This is a genomic window from Teichococcus aerofrigidensis (assembly GCF_054073225.1).
The window spans coordinates 1-1,311 of record NZ_JBSXMU010000256.1 but is presented as its reverse complement, the minus strand read 5'-3'; the positions used below and the strand labels follow the sequence as shown (position 1 = coordinate 1,311).

Below are 1,311 nucleotides of genomic sequence, written 5' to 3'. Positions count from 1 at the left end.
GGCCCTGCTATCGTTGCCGTTGATGGGAGTGGCGGGTCCTGTGCTGGGCCAGAGCCTGCAGGAGGCGCTGGCGCAGGCCTATGCGAACAACCCGGCGCTGCAGACGGCGCGGGCGCAGTTGCGCGTGGTGGACGAGAACGTGCCGCAGGCGCTGGCGGGGTGGCGTCCGAGCGTGGTGGTGGCGGGGAATGTCGGCTACATCGACGCGCAGGCGCGCTCACGCGGGATCTACGCGGATGTGGACCGCCAGACGCTGGGCACCACGGCGACGCTGACGCAGCCGCTGTACCAGGGCGGCCGGACGATGGCCGCGACCAAGCGGGCGGAGAACCAGGTGCTGGCGCAGCGGGCGCGGCTGCTGGCGGCGGAGCAGCAGGTGCTGGCCGATGTGGTGGCGGCCTATGTGGCGGTGATCCGCGACCAGGAGACGCTGCGGCTGAACGTGAACAACGTGCAGGTGCTGCAGCGCCAGCTGGACGCGACGAACGAGCGCTTCCGGGTGGGCGAGATCACGCGCACCGACGTGGCGCAGGCGGAGAGCCGGCTGGCCGGGGCGCGCTCGGCGCGGGCCAATGCCGAGGGCACGCTGCAGACCAGCCGGGCGACCTTCCGGCGGGTGGTCGGGCTGGCGCCGGAGCGGCTGGTGGCGCCGCAGCCGCTGTCGGTGCCGGTGCGCGCCGGGGGCGAGGCGGCGGAGCTGGCGATGCGCAACAACCCCGCGGTGGTGGCCTCGCTGTTCGACGAGGCGGCGGCGCGCGACGCGGTGGATGTGCAGATGGCGGCGCTGCTGCCGCAGCTGAGCCTGCAGGCGCAGGCCTTCCGGCAGGACAACAGCCAGCAGCCGCACAGCCGGGTGACCGGGCAGCAGATCACCGCCAACCTGTCGGTGCCGCTGTACCAGGGCGGCGCCGAGCACGCGGCGGTGCGGCAGGCGCGGCAGGACGCGGTGCGGCTGCGCCAGGTGGTGGACGACCAGCGGCGGCAGGCGATGCAGCAGGCGACGCAGGCCTGGGAGCAGCTGCAATCGGCGCGCGCCCAGGTGGAGAGCGTGCGCTCGCAGATCCGCGCCGCCGAGATCGCCCTCGACGGCGTGCAGCGCGAGGCGGTGGTCGGCAGCCGCACCACGCTCGACGTGTTGAACGCCGAGCAGGAACTGCTCAACGCCCGCGTCAGCCTGGTCCAGGCGCTCTCCAGCGTGGTCACCGCCAGCTACACCGTCGCCGCCTCCCTCGGACGCCTCACCGCGCGCGACCTCGCCCTCCCCGTCGCCCTCTACGACATGGACACCTACTACCAGACCGTCAGGTCCAA

At 73.5% G+C, this 1,311-nt stretch carries 1 protein-coding gene; it reads left to right on the top strand.

The window, feature by feature from the left end; all coding sequences use genetic code 11:
- Window positions 1-40: 40 nt before the first annotated feature.
- Window positions 41-1,311: TolC family outer membrane protein (locus ACVMLK_RS21050; RefSeq protein WP_457487544.1), on the top strand; the 1,271-nt coding region annotated here is incomplete at its 3' end.